Source organism: Lamprocystis purpurea DSM 4197 (assembly GCF_000379525.1).
Taxonomy (GTDB): Bacteria; Pseudomonadota; Gammaproteobacteria; order Chromatiales; family Chromatiaceae; genus Thiodictyon; species Thiodictyon purpureum.
In genome coordinates, this window is the sequence record NZ_KB902362.1 from 33,453 (window position 1) to 52,829 (window position 19,377).

Here is a 19,377-nt window from a genome sequence, read left to right on the forward strand (position 1 = left end):
CTCTTGCGTCTACCCGGCGCGATACTCGGCGATCGACCGGGCGAGATGGGCGGCGTTGGCCGGGGACCGCAAGAGATGGACGGTCTCCATCAAGCTGTTGAAGCTGTCGAGCGACATGACAACCGCGTCCTGGGCATCGCGACGGGTGATGACGGTGTAGTCCGCGTCGCGGGCGACGCGGTCCAAAACGTCCTTGAGGTTGTTGCGCGCATCGGTGAAATTGAGGGTCTGCATCGCCGGTACCTGTCTTGGTTTACTGTACAAATATAAGCGGGCCGGGCCTTGGGGTAAAGAAAAACCCCGGTAGAGGGTAGGTCATTTATTTGCCTAGGTGGGCCTGGCTATAGCCATCGGACCTGATAACCGGACGTAGGGGCGGGTTTCAAACCCGCCCCTACACCAAGGGTCCGTCCGGATATCAGGTAGGAAGGCTACATCTGCATCTACGCAAAGACTCGGACACCTCCGGGGGGGGTTACCGGCCGCCGCCCGTGAGCCGCTGTTCCGCCTCACGGTATTTGGCGGCGGTGCGTTCGATGATCGCCGCGGGCAGGTCGGGACCGGGGGCGGTCTTGTCCCAATCCAGTGTTTCGAGATAATCGCGCACGAATTGTTTGTCGAAGCTCGGGGGGCTGATGCCCGGCTGGTATTCGTCGGCCGGCCAGAAACGCGAGGAGTCCGGGGTCAGGACCTCGTCGATCAGGTGCAGGCGGCCGGCGGCATCCAGGCCGAATTCGAACTTGGTATCGGCGATGATGATCCCCCGTTCCAGGGCATAGGCGGCGCATTCGCTGTAGATGCGCAGGCTGGCGTCCCGTACCTGGGCGGCGAGTTCTGCGCCAAGGAGGTCGACCGTGTGGGCGAAGTCCACGTTTTCGTCGTGGGTGCCGGCCTCGGCCTTGGTGGAAGGGGTAAAGATCGGTGTGGGCAGTTGGTCGGCCTGGACCAGACGCGGCGGCAGCGCGATGCCGCAGACGGCGCCGCCGGTCTGGTAGTCTTTCCAACCGGAGCCGATCAGGTAACCGCGCACGATCGCCTCGACCGGCAGCGGTTTGAGTCGGCGCACGACCACGGCGCGCTCGCCGAGTTGGGCGCGTTCGGCCGGATCGGTGACGATCTCGGCGACGGGGATGCCGCTGAGATGGTTGGGGATCAGCGCCGCGGTCCGGGCGAACCAAAAGTTCGACACCCGGGTCAGGACCTCGCCCTTGCCGGGGATGGGCTGGGGCAGCACCACATCGAAGGCGGACAGCCGGTCGCTCGCCACCACCAGCAGGTGGTCATCGCCGACACCGTAGATGTCCCGGACCTTGCCCCGTCCAATGAGAGGCAGGCTGCGGAGGTTGGATTCGAAGAGTGCGGTCATAGCTTGCTCCCGGGTCGCTTGGGCTGACAGTATATCGGCTGGCGGACGGTCGCGGGTCGGCGTTCGGCAGGCAGCAAAGCGGCGAGGTGCCCGTCGGCAGGCGCGCGACCGCGCTGTTTTCCGCGCGCTCCGGGCCTGTTTAACGTTGTGATTGGCGGATCGGAATTCATGAAGGCGAGCCCTACACCCAACCCGCCGGAGCAGCCCGAAGCCCCGTTCCTGATCGCGTTTCGGGGCAGCTTCACCGCTGCTCTGCGCTGGCATCAGCTCGACGCCCTCTGGGCGCGCCTGCGCGAGCGTGCCGACGCGGGCTGGTTTTTGTACGCGGTCGGGGAACCGCCGCCAACCGAGCCTGCAGATGCCGCGCGGGTTCAGGTCTTCATCGCCGAACTCGACGCCCTGTTGCGCGCAGAGCATCAGGAGGACTACTGCGGGATCGTCTACGCGGATGACCCTCAGGCCCCGACGCTCGTGAAAATCTACGATCCCCATCACCTGGGAGTCGCCTGCGGTTCCAGCGCCAACCCGCCGTTGCCGGGTTGGGTCATGAGCTTGTTGCCGCCGGTGGACCTGCCCGCCGCGCGGGCGCCGGCCAACAACCGCCGTCGCTGGTGGCGTCGCCTGTTCTGAGGCGGGCGGGGCGCCCGCGCATTCAAGGGCTCTGTCCGGCGCACGGGTCAGTGGCGGCGCGGCTCATCGCGAGCGACGACGCGGCTGGGTCTCTGAACTATAGCCTTCGTACCTAATATCCAGACAGACCCTTGTGTAGGGGCGGGTTTGAAACCCGCCCCTACGTCCGGTTATCACGTCCGAACGCTATAAAAAAGAGTAGTCAGCGCTCAGCCGTCAAGGCTGAGTTCGCCGCAGTTTTCATCACCTACCAACGCCCCGTGACCGGCAGGTCTCCGCTCAAGCCGAAGGGCGCGCTGAGTGCATCCCCGGCACTCGCGTCGTTGCTCCCGTCCGCGTCCAGCGAGAACAATCGCTCGCTCGGGCGGTAGACGCCGACCTCGTCGCGGCCGTCGCCGTTCCAGTCGCCCGCCACCGGCAAGTCACCGGCCTGTCCAAAGGTCGCGGAGCGGTCGCCGCTGTCCCAGCTTCGGCTACCGTTGGCGTCCAGGTAGAAGGTCTTGGTGCTGGGTCGCCACACGCCGATCTCGTCACGTTGGCTGCCGCTCCAGTCCCCGATCACCGGCAGATCGCCGACCAGGCCAAAGGCCCCGGTGGTGAGGTCCTTGGTGGTGGGGCTCAGGCTCCCGTCCAGGTCCAACGTGAATTGGCCGGTGCTCGGGCGGTAAACGCCGATCTCGTCCCGGCCGTCACCATTCCAGTCGCCGCTCACCGGCAGATCTCCGGCCAAACCGAAGGCCAGGCTGGTGCGGTCGCCGGTGTTCCAGGTGCCGTTGCCGTCGATGTCCAGATAGAAGCGGCGGGTGCCCAGTCGGTAAAAGCCGGCCTGGTCGCGACCACCGCCGCTCCAATCGCCGGCGATGGGCCGATCGGTGGCGAGGCCGAGCGGACCGGTAGTGATGTCGCCCGCGCTCTCGCTCAGGCTGCCGTCGCTGTCCAGGATGAACTGGCGGGTACTCGGGCGAAACACGCCGATGCGGGCAGGCGGAACAGCGCCGGCATCGAGCGGGTCGGGGTCGATGGCATCGGGGAAGCCGTCGCCATCGTCGTCCTGATCGGCGTTGTTGCCGGTACCGTCCTCGTCGGTGTCGAGCCACTCGGTCCGGTCGCGGGGGAAGGCGTCTTCGGCATTGGTAGCGCCGTCGCCGTCGATATCCCCGTCACAGGCGTCGCCTTGGCGGTCGCCGTCCAAGTCGGCCTGGTCCAGGTTCATCAGGGTCGGGCAGTTGTCGGTGGCGTCGGGAATGCCGTCGCCGTCGGTATCGGCGAGCCAGGAGACCAAACGCAGCGCCCAGGGATCAGTCGCGGGCGGGTTGCGCGTGTTGTCGAAGACCAGCACCTGGCGCTGATTGGCCGGGAGCTTGAGGTGTTGGGTCGCACCCCAGGTCAGGTTGCCGCTCAACGGGCAGTACCCGAGTAGCGTGCCATTGCGCAGGATCCGGACCTCGGAGGTGGTATCGACGTCATAGCCACGGTAGTCGAGTACGCTGGGGGTGGTCGCGGCGCCGATCAGGACGCTGATCCGGTCATCCAGGCGCTCGGCGGCGGGGATCGTGCTCAGGTTGCCGAGGGTGCCGTCGAGCGGGCGCAGCCCGTCCAGGCGCAGGCCCCAGTCCTCGGTGTCCGGCCCGCTGTTGCCGATCACCAGTTGATTGTCGCCGGCCGCCAACCAGGCGCCGGGCAGCAGGACTTGATAGCCCGGCGTCCAGACGGCGTTGCCGCCCAGCGGCAGGTCCACCAGGGCGCTGCCGTTGAGTGTGATGCGGATCTCGTCCTCGGCGTCGCTGTCGTAGCCGCTCAGGCCCAGCAGGTAGCCGCCGGCGGACTGGGCCAGGTGCAATTGGATGCCGTCGGCGTGCGTGGTATCGCCGCCGACGAGCGTCTTGAGGTTACCGAAGGCGGCACCAACGGCATAGAGCCCGAGTTGGGTGACGCCCCAGGTCTCCCCGGCCGTCTCCTGGCGAATCTCGACGCGGTTCAGGCCGCTGACCTGGCCGGCGGCCGGCAGCCACCACAGGTCGCGGGGGCCGAGCGTGGCGGTCGTCGCCCGCGCCAGGGAGCCGAGTTGTTGGCCGTTGAGCCAGACGGAGACTTCAGTGGCCGTCTCGACGTCGTACCCTTGCGTATGCAGCACCCGATCCGTGCCGTCGCTGGTGAAGGTGGCGGCGAGGATGGTCCGATACGCCTGGTCGCCCCAGCCCCAGCCGTGCTCGGCGGACTCGAAGCCGTTGAGCAGCAGAGCGATGATCGTGCCCCGGTTGGTGGCGTCCAGGGGGGCGCTGTCCTGCGCATCCAAGACGCCGTCGTTGTCGTCGTCCGGGTCGGCGTTGTTGCCGATCCCGTCGCCGTCCGTATCCAGTGATTCGCCGGGGTCGAGCGGGAAGGCGTCCTGGGTGTCGGGCGCACCGTCGTTATCGTCGTCCGGGTCGGTGGCGTCGGGGAGTCCATCGTCGTCGGCATCGCCGGTCACGGTCTTGCCAATGCGGTTGCCGGCCTGGTCATAGGCATAGACGACCGCGCGCCCGTCGGCATAGGCGACCTGCACCAGACGGTTCAGCTTATCGTATTGATAGCTGACCGTGCCGGCGCAAGGCATTCCCGGAAGCAGCAGGGAACAGAGCCCGGCGGCGGCGGATATCCCGATCTTGTTCATTGTCATTTGCGTCCTCTCGCACCCCGATATCATGCCGCCATCGATGGGATTCTCGTTCCCACGCTCCAGCGTGGGAATGCAGTCTTCTCGTTCCCACGCTCCAGCGTGGGAATGCCGTCCGGCCGCTCCAGCGGCCCGTGGGATTACGCGACGCTGGAGCGTCGGGACTTGCTCCCACGCTGGAGCGTGGGAGCCAGATCAANCGCGACGCTGGAGCGTCGGGACTTGCTCCCACGCTGGAGCGTGGGAGCCAGATCAACCCCGGTATCATGCCGCCATCGATGGGATTCTCGTTCCCACGCTCCAGCGTGGGAATGCCGTCTGGCCGCTCCAGCGGCCCGTAGCGCTACGCGACGCTGGAGCGTCGGGACTTGCTCCCACGCTGGAGCGTGGGAGCCAGATCAACCCCGGTATCATGCCGCCATCGATGGGATTCTCGTTCCCACGCTCCAGCGTGGGAATGCCGTCTGGCCGCTCCAGCGGCCCGTAGCGCTACGCGACGCTGGAGCGTCGGGACTTGCTCCCACGCTGGAGCGTGGGAGCCAGATCAACCCCGGTATCATGCCGCCATCGATGGGATTCTCGTTCCCACGCTCCAGCGTGGGAATGCCGTCTGGCCGCTCCAGCGGCCCGTAGCGCTACGCGACGCTGGAGCGTCGGGACTTGCTCCCACGCTGGAGCGTGGGAGCCAGATCAAAACCGCTGCCGCCGGTAGGTTACCACCGTAAATTTATCCCCCATTCTCGTTCCCACGCTCCAGCGTGGGAATGCCGTCTGGCCGCTCCAGCGGCCCTTGGGGCTACGCGACGCTGGAGCGTCGGGACTTGGCTCCCACGCTGGAGCGTGGGAGCCAGATCATCAACCATTATTCTGGCATTATCGCGCCTACCCCAGAAGTTAACGGCTCGTTACTTTGATGAGAACCCTCTTGCGTAACGTCGAGACACCCAAGCGACTGGAAGAGATTTATGGCCGCATTAGTATTGCTGTTCACATAAAGCGCGGCCTCCGAATAACTACCCGCTATTTCTTTGTACCACCTTAATTTGGTTTTAAAGTTTTTTGATTTCCGCAAATAGCTATCTATTTGCGAAGAAGAATATTTACCCTTCCCGCTAGGCAATTTTGCAAAGCCGTAGAGCAGCTGGACATAATCTACGCGCTTATCCATTTCTTTTGTTATTGCTGCCATTTCTTGTTCAGACAGTTCCTCGCCAGTAAATTCTGCAGAAACCACGTTTGCAATTGCGATAGCATTCTTATTTGCTGTTTTTGAGAGAGTGAATGCTATCGATCCTGGTATATCTAGTCCAGCATTGAGTCCAGTAGTCCCAACATCCCACACAAACCCAAGCGCAGTTAGATTGTTATTGCATACAGCATTATCAACAATGGCTTGCGCTGGTGCGTAAATCGAATATGAAAGAGTGTCGCTAAGAACGCTGTATATCACTTTTGATCCGAAATCAGTATGAGCAGTCGGTCTGAGAACATTCCCGATACCACTGACTAGCTTTACATAACCGTTCGCGATCTCGTAATAGGTCGACCCGTAACTGGTATCGATATTCCCGCTTGGGTCTGTGCGCCCAATGGGGTTGCCTTTAACATAGGCATACCGATTCAGTGCTTGAGGGTCGGCTATCGCCCCTAGCAGTTTGTCTAAGCTCAGGAATCGCCCGATATCCGGTCGATAGTAGCGTGCGCGCATGTAATTTGTGCCGTTACCATCATCCATGACGCCGTATCGGCCAACGAACCGGAATGGGTTGGTGGTGTTACCTCTTGCTGTCGACTCACCAAATGGAGAATACGCGTAGGCGTCGGACAGCGCTCCATTGTCGTCCGTTAATGCAAGCGTATTGCCGGTCTGATCGAAGTGATAATACCGATGACTGGTCCCAAAGATCTGCGCCACCAGTCCCTCGCCATAGAGGTAATAGCGCAGCGGCTTGTTGGCGCTGTCGGTCTCGGCCAGCAGCGCGTAGAGGTCGCCGCCGGTGGGGTCGAGGACATAGCGGGTGGTCTGGGCGCCAGTGGTGCGTGCGACGCGGCGGCCGTCGCCATCATAGGTGTAGCGGTCGGTGAGGATGCCGCCGGCGGTGACGCTGGTGATCAGGTCTTGGGCGTTGAAGGCGTACTGAATCGCCGCGCTGCCGCTGTTGTCGGCGGTGGTGCGGCCGTCGCTGTCATGGGTGATGGCCGCGCCGTCGACGCTGGTCAGGCGGTTGGCGGCGTCATAGAGCGCCTCGGCGGATTTGCCCAGCCTGGCGGGCTCCAGCGGCAGTTCGAGGTCGGCGCTGAGTGGGTTGCCCAGGCCATCGAGTCGCAAAGTGTGGCTGGAGATGATGGTGTTGGCCGCGGTGCTGTTGATCAGCGAGGTCAGCCGGCCAACCGCGTCATAGCCCTTATGCACCAAGGCCCCGTTTCCATACAGGATGTCCGTGACCGCGCCGGCCGGGTCGCGGGTATAGCGGGTGGTCTGATTCAGCCAATCGGTGAGGTCCTTCAGTTGACCGGCGGCGTCGCGGGTGTAGGTCACCAGCTTATTGCCCGGATAGAGAAGTTGCTGCAACAGGCCGGCTGGGTCGTAACCGTAGGCGACGGCGTTGCCGAAGGCATCGGTGACCTTGGTCAGGCGGTTCTGCTCGTCATAGACATATTTGGTCACGCCATTGGTGTCGGTCATGGTCAGGCGGTTGCCGTTGGCGTCATAGGTATAGGTGACCTTGGGACCGCCGGGATAGCTGACGCTGATGACCCGGTCGAGTTTGTCATAGGTGTAGCTGGTGATCTGCCCGGACGGCAGGGTGCGGGTGAGCCGGTTGCCGTTGGCGTCGTAGGTGAAGCCCCACTGCCGCCCGGTGGCGTCGGTGAGCCGGGTCAGGCGGTCGAGCACATCGTAGGTGTAGGTGGTCGTCTGACCCTTGCGGTCGGTGGTGCTCGTGAGGTTGCCGTTGGGGTCATAGGTGGCGCGCGCGTCACCCTCGTCGTCGGCCACCTTGGTCAGTTGGCCGATGGCGTCGTAGCTATACCAGGTCATCTGACCGCGCGCATCGCGTCGGCTGGCGAGCAGGCCCTGATCGTTATAGGTGTATTCCTCGAAGTTATTCAGGGCATCGGTCACGCGCGTCTTGCGGTCGAGTGCGTCATAGGTAGTGGTGACTTGGCGGCCCGCGGCGTCGGTCACGGTCAGCACGTTGCCGTTGGGGTCGTAGGTATAGCTGATGGTCTGCGACAGCGGATCGATCTCCTGCAGCACCTTGCCGCGGGGGTCGAAGCGGGTGTCGCTGGACTGGCCGTTCTCATTGGTGACGCGCATCAGACGGCCCATGGCATCGTAGGTGAAGCCGCGGACCCGCGCCTGACCGCCGACGGTATAGCGCTCCGCGACCTTGCGGCCGATGGCGTCATACTCATAGGTGGTGGTGTAGCCGCGCGGGTCCTTGGTGCTGATCAGGTTGTCGGCCGCGTCATAGGTGTTGGTGGTGATGCCGCCCGCCGGGTTGGTGGTCTTGAGCAGGTTGCCGTTGGCGTCGTAGGTGTGGCTGGTCACCAAGCCGCGGGCGTCGCGCTCGCTCGTCAGGCGCCCGAGGGTATCGTAGGTCTGTTCGGTGTAGTTGCCGAGTGCGTCGGTGGTGCGCTTGGGGCGGCCCTTGGCGTCGTAGGTCAGGGTGGTGCGGATGCCGCGGGCATTGGTGGCCTGGTCGAGTTGGCCGATGGCGTTGTAGTGACGCAGGGTGGTCTGTTCCAGCGGATCGATGATGGTCTCGGGCTTGCCGCTGGGCTTGAAGTCCGAATAGCGCGTGGTGGTCGTGACACCCGGGCGCTTGACGCTGGCGCGCGGCGTCAGGTTGGTCTGGCCGGTCACTGTCCCAAAGGTGGAGATGGTCTCGCGGGTGAGGGGCTCGCCGGTGAGGGGCTTTGTGGTCTCGGTGATCTTCTCCGGATTACCCGCACCGTCATCAGTGTAGGCGATGGTGGTCTTGGCGTCACTGGGGCGCAGGGTCTCGACCGGTAGGGCCGTCTCGGCGATGCGGGTCCGGTTGGCGGTGGATTTGAAGGTGGTACGGCTGGTTTTATTGAGGAACTCGTTCACGTTAAGTGAGTCGATCCGCTCCACCACCCGGGTCCGGGCATCATCCAGAATGAAGGCGATATTGTTGCTCACGCCATTCACGGCGGGTCGGTTGATCCGGGTCACCTGGCGGATGACGTCGGTCTCGTGGGTACCGTACAGATAGCGCCAGGCCTCGTCGATACCGTTTGAAACGGAACATACTGAGCCGGCCTTCTGACCACTGGCGACAACGGCTGTCACCGGACACGGCTCCTCTGGCTTGGCCTGCGCGCCCCAGATATTGTAGGCGATCGTTGCCTGCACCTTGTCGCGCGGGTCGGTGATGCTCACCAGCTTGTAGCGATCGGCGGGGGCGCTGCCGGTCGTATAGGCGTATTTGGTCAGTTTTCCCAGCGGATTGCGCACGGCGGTGATCATGCCGTCGGCGTTGCGGGTGTATTCGACATAACGGCCGGTGAAATCGGTGACCCGTTTGATCCGGCCGCCCTCGCGCAGGATGCTGTACTTGTCCCCGCCGGCGGTGGTCGCGCCGGTGATGCGGTTGGCGGTGTGCGTGAATTGGAGGACATTGTTGTCGCGGTCCGCGATGGCCTCCAGCCGTCCTGCGCCGGCGCCCTCGGGGGCGGCGAAGCGATAGAGCAGGTTGCCCTGGGTATAGAGCACAAAGTGGCCGTCGGACGCTTGCGTCAGTTGATCGAAGTTGCCGGGGTTCAGCGCGTGCCAGGGGCCGTCCAGTTCGCGGTAATAGCGCTGCTCCCGGCCATCCTCGCGCGGGCCGACGGTGAGCTCGCGCCCCATGCTGTGCGCGCTGAAATAGAGGCTCAGGTCCAGATTGAAGGTCCAGGCGCCGTTGTCTTTCACGTTCGAGTTATAGGCGCGGGTCAGGACAAAGTCCGGTCCCTTGCCGGACACCGACAGGTCGGTGGCAGACAGGTGATAATTGCCGCTCGCGAGATCCACCCCGCGCTGCAACTGGCTGCCGCTGCCGCTCAGTGCCGGGTTGCCGTTGAGATGCGGATTGGTGACCGCGGCCAGGCACTGGACGGTGGCCAGCTTGCCGGTGCTGTCGGTGACGCGCAGGTTGATCGGGTGCAGGTCGTTGATGGCACCCCAACGCCCTGTCAACGCGGGACTCTGGTATTTCTCGCCATAGGCCGGCAACTCGATGGTCGCGCTGGCGGCGGTCCCCCAATCGTTGTCTCCGTAACCTTCCAGGTAATCGAGCACTTCGCTCCAAGCGTAGGTATAGGGCGCCGTGCCGCCGGATGGGGTCGCCGTGAAGGTTGCAATGGCCTGGGGGCCGCTCATGGGAAAGGTCTGGTCGGCCGTCACATCCACTCCGAATTGGGAGCGGGAGGCCGTGAGAGCGCCCAGCACGCGGGTGGTGCCATCGGGGCGCACCGCGGAGATCTCGACCGCGACCGTATTCGCTGTGCCGAACAACGCGGACCAGTCTGAAATGGGCTTGCCCGCGGCATCCAGCCACAGCAGGTTGCCCGCGCAGAACCCGCCCTCGTTGCCGGCCAGACTGGCTGTCGCCACCACCACGCCGGCCTTTTTCAGGATGGCCTGGCGCCAGTCGTCCGTTCTGTCATAGAAGCAGGCGGTTTGATCGAGCGGCAGGCCCAGGGTGTTGGTGGTGCAGGAGAGGCCGACAACAGGCAAAGCCTGTCCGCCGCGCACGAGACGAACGTGCCAGTTCTGGAACTTTGGGGAGATGTAGACGATGCCAACGTACACGTACCAAGCGTCTTCCGAGCTGTTGGCAAACGGGGACGCGGACCAAAAAGTTCCTTCTCCGAGAAAATAATTAGGGTCGATGGCTGGGTAGGAGCGACTGCCATCGACGAGGGACAGAAGTTCCTCGCTGCTTGGCAGGCGCCAATCGTTGGCCCCGCATAGGCCGGCTTGGTTGACGGCCTGCGTGAACCCCAGGGTGTCGCAGTCGGTCCCGCCAGTGCAATCTCCAAAGTTACGGTAGCCGGCAGCCCCGCCGTTGGTGGCCGAGTCCGGATTGTACCAAGAGTAGGTGTTCCCATACGAGTGTAGTCCAGCGTCGCTGGTCTTGTTCTCCCAGACGAGTCCGGTGACCTCATCACGAACACAAGACCAGGTTGCCGCCGTGGCGGGCAGGGTATTGCCGTCAGAATCGAGTTTGGTGTAATGGAATCCGGCATGACCGTCGGCATCGTTGTGCTGGATTTTGTCGCGGCCGTAGCTTGCATCTTGGCCCGGATAACCGACCGGTTCGCTGGTCAGAGAGTTCGTGCTGCCATCAGCCCACCAATCGATCCCGGTGTCGTTTAAAGGACCCAAATCCTGTCCGCCACGCACGAGACGAACGAAAACGGCGGAGCCCTTACTGGTAGGGCCGATGCCGATGGCGCCACCGCCGAAGTTCTCGTACCATGCATAATCGGGATCTAAGGCATACGGGGACGCGGACCAAAAATCCGAATAGCCCGGCGTGCCCGGGAACACCGCCAGATCAATGTAGGGATCTGAACAAGCCTGCTCTATGATAGAAAAGAGTTCCTTGAAATTGGGCAGCCGCCAGTCGTTCACCCCGGCATAGTTCGCGCCGTCTGCGAGTTGCAATGCCTCCTGCCAGGTGTGGTCGGTTGGGTCGCCGGTACAGGTAGTCCCATCCCAAGTCTGTCCCTCGCTACACCGCTTCCACTGAAGCCCATTCACCTGATCCGTCACGGTCCCATCGCCGTTATCGGTAAACCGGCTCGCCGGTGCCGTGGCGGTGATGCTGTCGTATTTGCAAATCTGCTCAGCCAAGGCCCCGCCGGCAAGCAGCATCAGGCCCAGGGTGCAGGCCAGTGAGAGAAGTCGCAGCGGCATGGTCGGTTGCTCCTTGTTGACGGCTTGGCCCGACCAGACGCGGGGGTGCGGTAGGCTTTCGCGGCAACGGTATACACGTTTGCAACCTTTCTTACAAGTAAGGGCTTTGGGGTAGGGCTTGTGCGATTCTTGTGTCTACGCGGGCCGATTGCACCGACGGGCGTCGCTGCCGGGTTCAGCTATGCCCAGCAATTCCAAGTCTAAGGATCTCGTGCGACCTCTGGTGGATGCGGCGCGCACAACCGCCGTGCCGCGTCCCGAACATTGTGCCGCGCGCCTTATCCACCCTACAGCAGCGCCGCGGATTTGTAGGGTGATAAGCGCAGCGCATCCACCACCAGCCCCGCCGACGGCTCCCCATGCGGGGTGCTGCCACCCAAATTTGGAACCGCTGCCCTACGCCAAGACCCTGTCTGGTTGTCAGGCGCGAAGGCTATAATCCGGTATCGCTTGCTCTGCGGTACCGGGCTGTTCTTCATCCATCCGCATCCTTCAAACTTAATGTTTTCTGGGAGTTCTCATGGCGAAAGCAATCATCAGCACCGACCGGGCGCCGCGCGCGATCGGCACCTATTCTCAGGCCGTGCGGGCGGGAGACACGGTGTACCTCTCCGGGCAAATCCCGCTGGTGCCCGAGACCATGGCCGTGGTGGAGGGCGATCGGGAGGCGCAGATTCGGCAGGTCTTCGGCAATCTGTCGGCGGTGGCCGAGGCCGCCGGGGGCAGTCTCGCCGATGTCGTCAAACTCAATGTTTTTTTGATCGATCTCGGCGACTTTGCACTGGTCAATCAGGTCATGGCCGAGTTCTTCACCGCGCCCTATCCGGCGCGTGCCGCGGTCGGGGTGGCGGCTCTGCCGCGGGGCGCGGCGGTGGAGATGGATGCGGTGATGGTCTTGGGTGGATAGCGCATCGTGAGCCGGAAAGCTCGATAAATTTGGATCTTGGCTTGCATTCTTGAGAGGATGTCTTACCATTTGTCTTGGCTTTATCTGGTGTCGTCTCCGGGGTTTTTCATGCGTCGCGTGTTCGTATTGCTGACCATTCTGCTGGCGGTCGCCCTGACCGGTTGCGGTTCAAACACGCCAAGAGACGACGGCTCGGCGACCCGACCCGAGGGCTCCGGCGGCAGTGCTTCCGGTCCCGTCGGCGGCGGAGGCTTCGCCCGCAACCCGGCCGCCCTGCGCTTCGCCAACCATATGCAGAAGCAGCACGGGTTCGATGCCAAGGCTGTCACCGCGGTGCTGGCGCGGGCCAAGCGTGAGTCCTGGATCATCGAGCAGATGGACAAGCCGGTCCGCAAGAGCCGAGGTCCGTCCGCACCCACGGGGGCCTGGAAGCGCTACCGGGCCAAGTTCATCACCGACGACAACATCGACAAGGGCGTTGCTTTCTGGCGCCAGTACGCCGGTGAACTGAAACGCGCCTCCGCCACCTACGGGGTGCCGCCCGAGATCATCGTCGGCATCATCGGTGTGGAGACCCGCTGGGGGCGGATCATGGGCAAGACGCGCATCATTGACGCGCTTGCCACCCTCTCGTTCGCCTATCCGCGGCGCTCCGAGTATTTCACCGGTGAGTTGGAGTCGTTCTTCCTCATGGCCCGTGACGAGGGGTTCGACCCCCTCAAGCCCAAAGGGTCCTTCGCCGGGGCCATGGGTTACGGTCAGTTCATGCCGTCGAGCATCCGCAAATACGCGGTGGATCACAATGGTGACGGCCACCGCAATCTGTGGAATCCCGTGGACGCGATCGGCAGTGTCGCCAACTATTTCAAGGGCCACGGCTGGCGCACGGGTCAGCCGGTGGCGGTGCGGGCAACCGCGAGCGGTTCCGCGGCCGGGTCTCTGAAGAGCGGATTCGATACCAGGTATTCACCCGGTACCTTGGCGCGTGCCGGGATCACGCCGACGGGGAGTCTGGGCGGGGCCGATCAGGTCAGCCTGCTCAAGCTCGATGTGGGCGGCGGCTACGAGTATTGGCTCGGACTGCACAATTTCTATGTCATCACCCGTTACAATCACAGCACCTATTACGCGATGGCGGTCTATCAGCTCGGCAATGCGGTGAAGGCGCGCATGGGCGGCACGGGCGGAGCGCGGGTTGCGCAGGTGTTGGCGCCTTCGGTGGATTTGGCCCTGTGATCAGGCGCCCTCAGGCGAGCGGGCCATGATCTTCGTGCCGGCCGTAGGGTGGACAAGCGACAGCGCAGTCCACCGAATCCCGCTTGGGTCCGCCGGGTGCGTCGTCAGGCCATCCTGGCCTGACACTGTCAGGGCTGGAAGCCCTGACGACGCACGCCGCCGGCCGGGATTATGATCAAGGCCCTCGAACGCACCAACAAGCCCTCTGAAGTGACCGCTGATTGCTCTTTCTTGGTTCATTCGCCCATTAGCGTCAGCAGGACGCGCCGGCCATGACTTTGGGTGCGGTGCTCGTAGAGATAGATCCCCTGCCAGGTGCCCAAGGCCAAACGGCCGTCACTGATCGGCAGGGTCAGGTCGGTCTTGGTCAGGATGGTGCGCAGATGAGCGGGCATGTCGTCCGGACCCTCGTCGGCGTGCTCGAAGCGCGGGTCTCCGTCCGGAACCAGGCGCCCCAGGAAGGACTCCAGATCGCGACGGACACTGGGGTCGGCATTCTCGCAGAGGATCAACGAGGCGCTGGTATGCTGTAAGAAACAGTGACAGAGCCCGGTGTGCAGACCGCTGCCGCGCACCAGCCGTGCTATCTCCGCGGTGATATCGTAAGTACCGCGTCCGCGGGTGCTGACTGACAGGGTGCGTTGGAGGATCATTGGTCGGGTCCGGGTGTCGGTGATTCGGTTGACCGACTCCAGCGGAATCGGCGATCCGGATTGTCCGGCCCGCGGACGGGAAACGCCAGGGCTCCGGCCCCCCGAACCACCAGCCCCGCCAGGCGGGTAGCGAGCACCGTGTCTACCAAGCCAGACTCAGAGCCGGTTCCAGTCGATCCGCAACGCCCGTTGGACTGCCAGCCGGTTCAGACGTTGGATCGCGTGGGCCCGCGCGTACAGGAGCGGCTGGCGCGGCTGGGTATCCACACGGTTGGGGATCTGCTGTTTCATCTCCCGGTCCGCTACCAGGACCGCACCCGCGTGGTGCCCCTGGCGGAGGTGCGTCCGGGGGCCGAGGTGCAGGTGGAGGGGCAGGTGAGCGACGCTCAGATCAGCTATGGTCGGCGGCGGTCGCTCAAGGTCTGGCTGACCGATGCGGCCGATCCGGCCGACGCGGAGGACCGGCTGTCCGGGGGCGGGCTGCTGCTGCGCTTTTTTCATTTCTCGCCCCAGCAGTTGGCGGCCTTGCGGCCCGGGGCGCACCTGCGTTGCTACGGGGAGGTGCGTCAAGGGCCGAACAGCCTGGAGATCATTCACCCCGAGTATCGCCTGTGCGAGGCGCCGGCAGCGCCGGAGCCGGCGCCGCGCTTGACCCCTATCTATCCGTCCACCGAGGGGATGCAGCAGTCCGCCTGGCGGGGACTCACCGATCAGGCACTCGCGCTCCTGGAGCAGTTGGCCCCGGCCGAGTACCTGCCCGCGGAAAGCCTTGCCGGGATGCCCTTCCCGGATCTGCGCGCGGCCCTGCGCTACCTGCATCGGCCGCCCCTGGAGGCCCACCTCGAAGACCTGCTGGAGCGTCGCCACCCGGCCTTTCTGCGCCTGGCCTTCGAGGAGTTGGTGGCGCATCAGGTCAGCCTGCGGCGTCTGCGTCAATCCCATGCGCGGGTCACGGCGCCGGCTCTGCCGGGTGACGGCGGCCTGCGCCGGGGCCTGCGCGAGGTGCTGCCGTTCCGGTTGACGCCGGATCAGGAGCAGGTGGTCGGGGAGATTGCCGCCGACCTGACGCGCGCCGTGCCGATGCAGCGGTTGCTGCAAGGGGATGTCGGATCGGGCAAGACGGTGGTGGCGGCGTTTGCCGTGCTCCAGGCGATCGAGAGCGGTTACCAGGCGGCGCTGATGGCGCCCACCGAATTGCTGTCCGAGCAGCACTGGAAAGGGCTGCGCACCTGGCTTCAGCCCTTGGGTCTGGAGCCTGTCTGGCTCGCCGGCCGCCACAAAGGGCGCGAGCGTGCCGGACTGCTCGCGGCCATTGCCGAGGGGCGGGCACCCCTGGTGGTGGGGACCCATGCGCTCATTCAGGATGATGTGCGCTTCGGCCGGCTGGGCCTCATCATCATCGATGAGCAGCACCGCTTCGGTGTCCATCAGCGGATGCGTCTGCGCGACAAGGGTGCCGGGGGGGGCGGTGCGCCGCACCAGCTCATCATGACGGCGACCCCCATCCCGCGGTCGCTGGCCATGACCGTCTACGCGGACCTGGACCTGTCGGTGATTGCGCGGCCGCCGCCGGGACGCACCCCGATCGCCACCGCGGTCGTGCCGGATACCCGCCGCGACGCGGTGATCGCCCGTATCCATGAGGCCTGCGGCGCCGGGCGTCAGGCCTATTGGGTCTGTACCCTGATCGACGAATCGGAGGCGTTGCAGGCGCAGGCTGCCGAGGAGACCGCGCTCGCGCTGACCGCGGCCCTGCCCGGGGTGCGGGTCGGGCTGGTGCACGGCCGTCAGCGGGCGGCCGAGCGGGAAACCGTGATGGCTGCTTTCGCCGCCGGCGCCCTGGACCTGCTGGTGGCCACCACGGTGATCGAGGTCGGCGTCGACGTGCCGAACGCCAGCCTGATGATCATCGAAAACCCGGAGCGGCTCGGGCTCTCCCAACTCCACCAGTTGCGCGGTCGGGTTGGCCGCGGGGCGGTGGCGAGCCACTGCGTGCTGCTGTACCGCGCGCCGCTCTCCGCCGCGGCCCGTGATCGGCTGGGCCTGATCCGTGAGACCCAGGACGGCTTCCGCATCGCCGAGGAAGACCTGCGGATGCGCGGGGCCGGCGAGGTCCTGGGCACCCGGCAGACCGGCACCATCGAATTCCGCGTGGCCGACCCGTTGCGCGACCAGCACCTGACCGCCGCGGCCCAGCGGACGGCCGACCTGATCCTCGCGCGGTATGCGCATGTGGTGGAGCCCCTGATGCACCGTTGGCTCGGTCAGCGGGAGGAGTACGGGCAAATCTGACGCCGGGGCGGCGGGGCAGGATGCCGCGACCCCTTCCCCGCTCGCGCCGCTGTGCCATAATCGCCCCCGTTTTTACTCGGTCGTCAACACCCCTTGCAGTCTCACCGCTATGGCATTACCCCAGGTAAAGATCGGTCGCTCCAGACCTGCCCCGGGACCCTCCCGCTGGCACGAACGCCTGCGTGATTACGCATACCTGGTGCGCCTGCACCGCCCCATCGGCATCTTTCTGCTGATGTGGCCGGCCCTGTGGGCGCTCTGGCTGGCGGGGGAGGGGCATCCGCCCTGGACGATCGTGCTGATCTTCGTCTCCGGGGTGGTGCTGATGCGCTCTGCCGGTTGTGCCATCAACGATTATGCCGATCGTGACTTCGACGGACACGTGGCCCGCACCAATCAGCGTCCGCTGGCGACCGGGGCGGTCAGCCCAGGGGAGGCGGTGGCGGTGTTCATGGTGCTGTCACTGGTGGCCTTCGCGCTGGTGCTGCTGCTCAACTGGCAGACCGTCGCACTCTCGGTCGTCGCCCTGGTGTTAACCCTGGTCTATCCGTTCATGAAGCGCTTCACCCATGTGCCCCAGCTCTTTCTCGGGGCCGCGTTCGGGTGGGCGATCCCGATGGCTTACATGGCGGTCGGCGGCGCGATCCCGGCCATCGCCTGGATACTCTTCGGCGCCACCCTCATCTGGGCGCTGATCTATGACACCCAGTACGCGATGGTTGATCGGGAGGACGATCTGCGAATCGGCATCAAGTCCACCGCGATCCTGTTCGGGAATCAGGACCGGCTGGTGATCGGGCTGCTCCAGATATTGATGCTTGGATTGCTCTCCTGGGTCGGGGTGCTCGCCGGGCGCGGGGTCTGGTTTTATGGCGGGTTGGTGGTCGCGGCCGGGTTTTCCGTCTACCAGCAGTGGCTGACCCGCAACCGTATGCCGCGCGCCTGCTTCGAAGCATTCCTCAACAACAACTATTTCGGGATGGCTGTGTTTGTCGGCCTGGTGCTCGATTACGCGGTCGGCGGCTGATCCTGGGTCGGCCGCGATCTGAATCCATTGAAAGCGGAACGCTTTCGCTTTGTACAACAGTCAATCATGGGAAATCACGAAATGCTCCGCCCGTTACGTACGTCTATTCTGGTGTATCTTTCGGCCATCTTGTTGTTCATCCCGCTCCAACTGCGGGCCGTCGACGAGGGGATCGACTATTCGATTCTGAAGGTCGTGCAGCCCACCGAGACCGGCGATCAGGTCGAGGTTCTGGAGGTCTTCTGGTATAGCTGCCCTCACTGTTGGCACCTGGAGCCCACGATGCAGTCTTGGGTCGCCACCCTGCCGGCGGGCGCGGCCTTTCGGCGTCTGCCCGGCGCCGATGGGCGTCTTGAGCCGCATGCCCGCGCCCATTATGCGGCGGAACTGATGGGCAAACTGGACGTGCTGCACCCGGCGTTGTTCAAGGCAATTCACGAGGACAAGCGGGCGCTGTGGACCGAGGATGCGCTGGTGGAGTTTGCGGGGCAGATCGGGCTGGATGAGCAGGCGTTCCGCGAAGCCTTCAATTCGTTCGCGGTTGATGCGAAAGTCCGCAAGGCGCAGGACATGAGTCGACGCTATGGGATCGACGGTGTGCCGGCCGTGATCGTAAACGGCAAATATCGCACCAGTCCGAGTCAGGCCGGTGACCAGGAGCGCTTCACCGAGGTCATGAATACCCTGATCGCCCGAGAGCTGGCCGCCAAGGGTGCCGCGGCCGGCCAATGATCGCGAAGCGCCGTGTCGTCGTCAACGCAAGTTCTTCTTGTAGGACGGGATCGCGGCGTTGTGCGCCTTGGAGAAATTGGCGAATTCCATCGTCACGCTCGCCAATTCGACCCTCGTGAAATCCGCGTCGGTGACGTCCGCCCGGCGCAGGATGGCGCCGCCGAGCACGGCATCGGTGAAATCCACCCCGATAAGCGTGGCATTTCTGAAATTCGCATCCTGGGCCGAGCAGTTGCGCAGTCGCGCACCGCTCAGATCGGCACCCTCCAGGTTTGCCAGGTTGATGACGGTAAAGCCGTCCGCATGGACGCTGGTCAGGTCGGCATTGCGCAGGTTGGCACGCGCCAGATTGGCATCGTTCAAGTGCGCGTCGCGCAGGTCCGCGGCGGACAGATTGGCCTCGCGCAGGTTGGCTCTGATGAACAGCGCCTTGGGTGCGCTCACCTGCGTCAGGTTGCTGCGGAAGAAGTCGGTGCCGCGCAAATCGGCGTGGCTCAGATTTGCGTGCTGCAGGTCAGCGTCGTGCGCCTCGACATTGCGCAGGTCCGCACGGGTGAGATTTGCCTGGCTGAGCACGGCGCCATTGAGCACGGCCGCCATCGACGGCTGTTCCGACCCGAGCCGGGCGCGGGTCAGATTGGCGCCGCAGAGATTGGCGTCTTTGAGGTCGGTACCAACCAGGATGGCATCCGTCAGGTCGGCCCCGGCCAGATCCGCCCCGACCAGATCGCTCGACTCCAGGTTGGCCCCGGCCAGATCCAGGCCCCGCAGGTCGGCGCGGTTGAGGCGCATGTCGCGCAGGTCCGCGCCAGCCAGCACGTCTCCCGCGATGGTCTCCAGAACTTCGCCCGTCTCCCGGTGTTTGATCTCGATCATGGTTGTCTCCGGATGCTCTTAGGGTTGCGAGGCGAATCTACCATGTTTATTCGGCGGCCTTGAAGCGGATCGCT

The 19,377-nt window shown here is 64.3% G+C and carries 12 protein-coding genes; 6 read left to right on the plus strand and 6 right to left on the minus strand.

Annotation, left to right across the window (positions count from 1 at the left end):
- Positions 1-9 precede the first annotated feature (9 nt).
- Together A39O_RS0100165 and A39O_RS0100170 are read right to left on the minus strand one after the other, a co-directional pair.
- The gene (locus A39O_RS0100165; RefSeq protein ID WP_020502689.1) at positions 10-234 is read right to left on the minus strand and encodes a type II toxin-antitoxin system Phd/YefM family antitoxin; all 225 of its coding nucleotides are present in this window, start codon (positions 232-234) and stop codon (positions 10-12) included.
- 241 nt (positions 235-475) lie between these two features.
- Positions 476-1,366 (minus strand): phosphoribosylaminoimidazolesuccinocarboxamide synthase, encoded by an 891-nt coding sequence (locus A39O_RS0100170; RefSeq protein ID WP_020502690.1) that lies wholly within the window; start codon positions 1,364-1,366, stop codon positions 476-478.
- A gap of 168 nt (positions 1,367-1,534) precedes the next feature.
- Between A39O_RS0100170 and A39O_RS0100175 the strand changes: the two genes are divergently transcribed.
- The gene (locus A39O_RS0100175) at positions 1,535-1,996 is read left to right on the plus strand and encodes a hypothetical protein (protein ID WP_020502691.1); all 462 of its coding nucleotides are present in this window, start codon (positions 1,535-1,537) and stop codon (positions 1,994-1,996) included.
- A gap of 247 nt (positions 1,997-2,243) precedes the next feature.
- On the opposite strand, the gene A39O_RS36030 is transcribed toward A39O_RS0100175, so the two are convergent.
- Together A39O_RS36030 and A39O_RS0100185 are read right to left on the minus strand one after the other, a co-directional pair.
- A complete protein-coding gene (locus tag A39O_RS36030) occupies positions 2,244-4,655 on the minus strand; it encodes an RHS repeat domain-containing protein (RefSeq protein WP_211211519.1) in 2,412 nt (803 codons plus the stop codon).
- Positions 4,656-5,514: 859 nt separating this feature from the next.
- Positions 5,515-11,580, minus strand: a complete 6,066-nt coding sequence (locus tag A39O_RS0100185) for an Lcl domain-containing protein (protein ID WP_020502692.1) — start codon at positions 11,578-11,580, stop codon at positions 5,515-5,517.
- A 520-nt stretch (positions 11,581-12,100) separates the two neighbouring features.
- Between A39O_RS0100185 and A39O_RS0100190 the strand changes: the two genes are divergently transcribed.
- On the plus strand, positions 12,101-12,487 hold the full coding sequence (locus tag A39O_RS0100190) for a RidA family protein (RefSeq protein WP_020502693.1): 387 nt from the start codon (positions 12,101-12,103) through the stop codon (positions 12,485-12,487).
- Positions 12,488-12,595: 108 nt separating this feature from the next.
- Positions 12,596-13,723 (plus strand): lytic murein transglycosylase B, encoded by a 1,128-nt coding sequence (gene mltB, locus A39O_RS31305; protein ID WP_020502694.1) that lies wholly within the window; start codon positions 12,596-12,598, stop codon positions 13,721-13,723.
- 236 nt (positions 13,724-13,959) lie between these two features.
- On the opposite strand, the gene A39O_RS0100200 is transcribed toward mltB, so the two are convergent.
- Positions 13,960-14,376 (minus strand): secondary thiamine-phosphate synthase enzyme YjbQ, encoded by a 417-nt coding sequence (locus A39O_RS0100200; RefSeq protein WP_020502695.1) that lies wholly within the window; start codon positions 14,374-14,376, stop codon positions 13,960-13,962.
- Between the two features lie 189 nt (positions 14,377-14,565).
- Between A39O_RS0100200 and recG the strand changes: the two genes are divergently transcribed.
- From recG to A39O_RS0100215, 3 genes are all read left to right on the plus strand, one after another.
- The gene (recG, locus tag A39O_RS0100205; RefSeq protein ID WP_020502696.1) at positions 14,566-16,668 is read left to right on the plus strand and encodes an ATP-dependent DNA helicase RecG; all 2,103 of its coding nucleotides are present in this window, start codon (positions 14,566-14,568) and stop codon (positions 16,666-16,668) included.
- A 109-nt stretch (positions 16,669-16,777) separates the two neighbouring features.
- Entirely contained in the window at positions 16,778-17,695 is a 918-nt protein-coding gene (ubiA, locus tag A39O_RS0100210; protein ID WP_026199044.1) for a 4-hydroxybenzoate octaprenyltransferase, read from the plus strand.
- Positions 17,696-17,776: 81 nt separating this feature from the next.
- A complete protein-coding gene (locus A39O_RS0100215) occupies positions 17,777-18,427 on the plus strand; it encodes a thiol:disulfide interchange protein DsbA/DsbL (protein WP_026199045.1) in 651 nt (216 codons plus the stop codon).
- Between the two features lie 21 nt (positions 18,428-18,448).
- On the opposite strand, the gene A39O_RS0100220 is transcribed toward A39O_RS0100215, so the two are convergent.
- Positions 18,449-19,303 carry a pentapeptide repeat-containing protein gene (locus A39O_RS0100220; protein ID WP_020502699.1) on the minus strand — a complete coding sequence of 285 codons (855 nt, stop codon included), beginning with the start codon at positions 19,301-19,303 and terminating at the stop codon, positions 18,449-18,451.
- Positions 19,304-19,377 lie beyond the last annotated feature (74 nt).